Annotated in this window: 4 protein-coding genes; all 4 read left to right on the forward strand. The window is 37.9% G+C overall.

Annotation, left to right across the window (positions count from 1 at the left end; all coding sequences use genetic code 11):
- Positions 1–411 precede the first annotated feature (411 nt).
- Positions 412–969, forward strand: a complete 558-nt coding sequence (locus F955_RS16070; protein WP_004897630.1) for a LexA family protein — start codon at positions 412–414, stop codon at positions 967–969.
- Positions 966–2,264 carry a DNA polymerase V subunit UmuC gene (locus tag F955_RS16075; RefSeq protein ID WP_004897632.1) on the forward strand — a complete coding sequence of 433 codons (1,299 nt, stop codon included), beginning with the start codon at positions 966–968 and terminating at the stop codon, positions 2,262–2,264. The genes F955_RS16070 and F955_RS16075 overlap by 4 nt, the downstream gene beginning before the upstream one ends.
- A 102-nt stretch (positions 2,265–2,366) precedes the next feature.
- Complete coding sequence (locus F955_RS16080; protein ID WP_004897634.1) at positions 2,367–3,482, forward strand: Fic family protein; 1,116 nt, start codon at positions 2,367–2,369, stop codon at positions 3,480–3,482.
- 507 nt (positions 3,483–3,989) lie between these two features.
- Entirely contained in the window at positions 3,990–5,216 is a 1,227-nt protein-coding gene (locus tag F955_RS16085; RefSeq protein ID WP_004897636.1) for a replication initiation protein, read from the forward strand.
- Positions 5,217–5,482 lie beyond the last annotated feature (266 nt).

Consider the following 5,482-nt stretch of genomic DNA (forward strand, 5'->3'; position numbering starts at 1 on the left):
AACGTAACTATCAAAGCGCTGTTGCTTTAGCTTGTATATTTATATGGTTGCCTCTTTAGCTCAATTTATCGGCTGTAAATGTCAACACACCCTAATCAGCTCATAGTTTTAGCTGTTTAAGTATTTATTTCATTATGATTAAAAATTTAAGCATAAACCAATTTTTTAACGAGCAATGCTTAAAAAATTAATCATTATCAAAAGAAATATATTTTCTAGATTATCTATTTCTCAAAAAATAATTTTTGCTTAAATAACTAGATCTATCTAAACCATTGGTCAGAAAGTTAAAAAAATGGCGTCATTTTAAGACGCCCAATTGATTTTAAAAGGATTATTTTATTTGTATGAAATTTCCCATATCTCTACAATCTTGATTAATGTAACAAAAATCAAAAAGGTAAGCAGAATATGGCAAATTCTCATGGGGGTTTTCGTGCCGGTGCAGGCAGGAAGAAATCTGAAGAGACTAAAGTGATTCGTGTGCCAGAATCACAGGTTCTTGATATCAGAGCATACTTAAAGTCATTAAAAAAAGGAAATGAAATTAGTGATATCCGCCAGTTTGATCCTGTCACAAAAATGGAAATACCTCTTGTAATTGAGCGGGTTCAAGCCGGATTTCCCTCACCAGCTCAGGATTATATTGATAAAAAACTAGATCTGAATGAATTCCTGATTAACAATGCCAATGCCACTTTTATTGTTCGTGCGAATTCTCTTTCCATGCTAAATGCAGGAATTGACATTAATGATGCCCTGATCGTAGATCGCAGTATTGAAGCCCAGCACAGAGATATTGTGATTGCCTGTATCGATAATGAATTTACCGTGAAACGGCTCATCGTTGACTTAAAAGGCTGCTGGCTAAAAGCAGAAAATGATGAGTATCCAGATATCCACCCCGAAGAAGGACAACAGTTCGAGATCTGGGGAGTAGTCACTAATGTAATCAAGAAATTCAGATGAGCTATACGAAAGAAATATATGCGCTCATCGACGTAAATAACTGTTATGTCAGTTGTGAGCGGCTTTTCAATCCTAAACTGAAAGATGTAGCGGTTATTGTGCTTTCCAATAATGATGGCTGTGTAGTCGCTCGCTCTCAGGAAGCTAAAGACCTGGGTATTAAAATGGGCGTCCCCTTATTCCAGATCCGCGATACTGTAGAGCGACACAATATTCAGGTACTTTCCAGTAATTATGCTTTATATGCAGAAATGTCACATCGGTTTCATTCCATTCTGGCTGAATATGTGGCACCTGGTGAGCAGGAAGTCTATTCGATTGATGAGTGCTTTCTAAAGGTCACAGCCTATGCTCATAACTATAACCTGGTCGAATATGCCCAGCATATGAGGCAAAGAATTTTACAATGGATCGGCTTGCCAGTATGTGTGGGTATTGGCCGGAGTAAAACAGAAGCCAAGCTGGCCAATCATATGGCAAAGAAGGCGAAACGGTTTAATGGCGTTTGTGATCTTGTATCTATGGATCCGTGTCACAGAGATTACTTTTCAAGTCTGATCGACGTTTCGGAAGTCTGGGGAGTCGGCCGAAAGCACAGTAAAAAACTGAATAGCCTAAGCATCAATACAGTTCTTGATTTGACCCGGTCTAATCCACATCAAATGAGGAAACTATTTTCTGTTGTAATGCAAAAGACTGTAATGGAGCTACAGGGAATTTCCTGTATAGAGCTGGAATCATCTCCACCTACCAAAAAGCAGATTATCTCTTCTCGATCATTTGGTTCACGGGTAACGGATATTGAAGCTTTATCGGAAGCGATGAGTGATTACCTGCAGAATGCAGTTAAACGGTTAAGAGAAGATAGATCCTTATGTGGCTGTATGATTGCATTTGCCCAGTCTAATCCGTTCGATCAACATCGGCCTTTCTACAATAAATCGGTCAGTATCGGCTTTCCGGAACCTACGGACTCTGCCATTGTAATGAACAGGGTCTTGATGAAGCGTATGCATGAATTATTCAAGGAGGGGATAGAGTTTAAAAAATGTGGCGTGATTCTGACTGCGATTGAATCGAAACAGAGCTATATCTATGACCTGCTCTCGGATAGCTCAAAGATTGAGAAAAATGAAAAATTGCAGAAGGCGATTGAGGAAGTAAAAGTCAAATTTGGGGATAAGAAAATAGCAATTGGACCATGCAAGATGCACAGCCGTGCATGGGCAATGTCCAGAAAGAATTTGACTCAAAACTATTTTAGCTGGGATGGGATGCTGACTATCAATAAGTAGTTTTAAAAGCTATGAATAAAAAGTACACTGAATATACGGCTCATAATATGAGCTGATTAACCCTATTATTCGGCTCATTCAGAATGAATAAAGAAACCTGAAATGCAAAAATGGATCTGGCAAAGAAAAAACTGGACAGAATTTAGATGGCAAGATGGTCTGATCTTGCCAAAGACCAGACTTATTCATAAAAAGATGGGAGTTATTCTGGGCCAAAGCCAGTGTACGCTTGATATAGAGAATTGGTTTATTGAAAACCTGGTAAGGGAACTTGGGGCTTCTTTCGCTATAGAAAATGAGAGCTTAAATGGCTCCCTTATATATGCTTCTCTTGCCGAATCTTTTGAGATCAAGGGTGGGCAATCCTGTAGAAAGGATACTTATTATGAAAATTTGGGAAACCTCATATTTGATCTGTTAAACAATACAGAACTTCCTCTAACTTTTGAGCGTTTGATGCAATGGCATCAATGGCTGTTTAGCACTCCTCAAGGCAAAAGCCAAGACTTGCATGTTGGCGAACTAAGACGTCCCGGAACTATTATGCAGGTTGTTTCTGGCTCTGCTGATTACCTGAATATACATTTTGAGGCTCCTCCACGAAATGGATTAGAAGAACAATTAAAGGCATTTATTGAATGGTTTAATGACAGTAGAACAGATGTACTACTTGATCCACTCTTGCGTGCAGCGATAACCCATTTGTGGTTTGTGACGATGCATCCGTTTGAAGATGGAAATGGCCGTATGACTCGACTGTTAACCCATTTAGCATTGGCTCAGGTGGATCCATCAAGTATCCGTTGCTATGCGATGTCACCAATAATCTTTGTCAGGCGTGAAAGTTATTATGAGATTCTTGAACGGTCTCAAAAGGGGCATACAGATATTACCGGTTGGCTGGTATGGTTTCTCGATACTTTGGATGAGAGCCTTGAGGTTACTTTAAAACATATTCAACCAGTTTTATTGAAGAATCAGTTCTGGCAAAAAAATGCGAATCTTGATTTGCATGAAAACCAGCGTGAAGTCCTGGATTATTTAATAGATAAAAGTGCAAAGGGGCATGAATCTGAGGTGAGTGCAGCTGAATATCAGAAGATAGCCAAAGTAAGTAAAGCAACGGCAACACGCCATTTAACTGATTTATTAGATAAAGGTTGTCTTATCAAACTAGAAAGGGGCGGACGCAGTACTCGCTATCAGCTGTCCTGTTAATAGCCATATACGAGGCAGCTAGAATAATTATTATAGGTAACGTCTGAAAAGCCACCAAAACTTCACACATCATCATTTTTTGATGGGTCTGTTCATTATCTAATGGAAAGCGCTAACCACTGAAACCATTGCTGCATTTTGCATTGTAAAAAACTTGAATATATTCAAATAAATCAAAATCTGCTTCAGTTCTTGATTTATAAATTTTCTGCTTGATCCTCTTTCGCTTGAACAATTAAAAGAAACTCACAGCAACAGCAATTTTAACTAATTAAAAGGTCTCCACAAAGTCGGTGACTATCCAGGTCATGTAATACCACTCTAAAACATTATAAGAAATCTTCATTCTTTCAACTCAAGCCAACATTTTTTTCCTAAATCTCACCATTGGAGAAGTCATTTTTTTGAATTTAGTAGACTCCAAAAAGAGGCTCTTTAAAGCTTTTTAATGGATAGAAATTTATAAAAATTTCTAAAAAATTCAGGCAGGAATAAAGCAGGTTATTCATGAGTTTGTATATGGATTGTTTACTTGAGCAAAAGAAAGATCACTCAATTAAATCGTATATGCCTAAGGACATTGAAGACTTTCTGATCAGAAATTTACCAAAAGTGATGCTTTGCTCATCAAGTTTAAAAACAGATAATCCGAGATCTTACCCGCTTGAAAAGTATCGCGCTTTGAAACATGAACATATTCAGCCAAATCATGAAAATATGCTGAACTTCATGATCATAGACAGTGATATAAATAGTCCTGACGCTTATCTGGACTTACCATGCCCATTTCCAAATATGGTTGTGATCAACCCTGAAACGGGTCATTGCCAATTATGGTACTTTTTAGAAAAGGGTGTTTCACGTAGCTTTAAGTCACGACGCAAGTGCCAAGACTACTATTTCAAGACTTTATTCAAACTGACAGCCATCCACAATGGTGATGCTGCATACAATGGTACGCTGGCAAGAAGTCCTTTTAATCCCAAACATATCTGTTTATACCCTCGAGTGAAGCCTTATACGCTCAATGAATTGAACCAAGGCATGGGAGTATCAAAATTGGATTATGAAAAGGATAATCCCGACAAATCTGAAGCTTTTCTGCTAATTCAAAAATACTGCCTACAAAACAAACAAATTTCTGAAACTATGGGCTTTGGCCGGAACTGCACGATTTTTGATATTTTACGGGTAAAAGCGTACAAGCTGCACGAGAAGTATGTGAGCGAAACTGACTTTGCATTCACTTTACAGGGTGAAGCCCAAGAAATTAACCAAAACTACTTTCCAAATAATTTGTTATCAGATAATGAGCTTAAGCATATGGCAAAAAGTATTGCCCGATACTGTTTTAAAAATATGCACTATCAGGAATCCGCTCCATGGTTTAGGGAACGGCAAAAAGCACGTGGGGCGCGAGGTGGTGAAGTACGATCAAGTCACTATGAAGGCGCCCGGAAAAAGTGTTTTGACCTATACATGCAAGATCCCTCTCTAAAAGCAACTGAGATCGCTCAAGCGTGTGGTGTATCAGAACGTACCATTCGAACCTACATAAAAAAAATTAAAGAGGATCAGGAACCAACTGTGGAATTAATTGATTATTCTGCTTATACAAATAAAGAACTTGCAACTCTCCTGGAGGTTTCTGTTCGTACAGTTCAGCGCAAACGTGTAGCAGCAAAGCTGGAAGCAGAAAGAGCCTTAAAACGTGCTTATTCACATACGGGATGACAAATTGGCAAATGGCCATTCAGCTAAATCTTGGTTTATTATAATTAATTTTGATATACATATTATTTTTATTAATTAATTACTAAAAATACCGTAAAGGTATATCTTATGAAACTGGATATTTTTACTGTGTGCCGAGATATTGATTTTGAACAAGTGATTTCATACTAAATAGACCTCTTTCATAAATCATTTTTTGCTCAGTTCCAAGTTGTAGATTCCAGCGATTAAATTGAATCTCAAACCAAGCCTTTTACCTCTATTTC

Source organism: Acinetobacter schindleri CIP 107287 (genome assembly GCF_000368625.1).
GTDB classification, from domain to species: Bacteria; Pseudomonadota; Gammaproteobacteria; order Pseudomonadales; family Moraxellaceae; genus Acinetobacter; species Acinetobacter schindleri.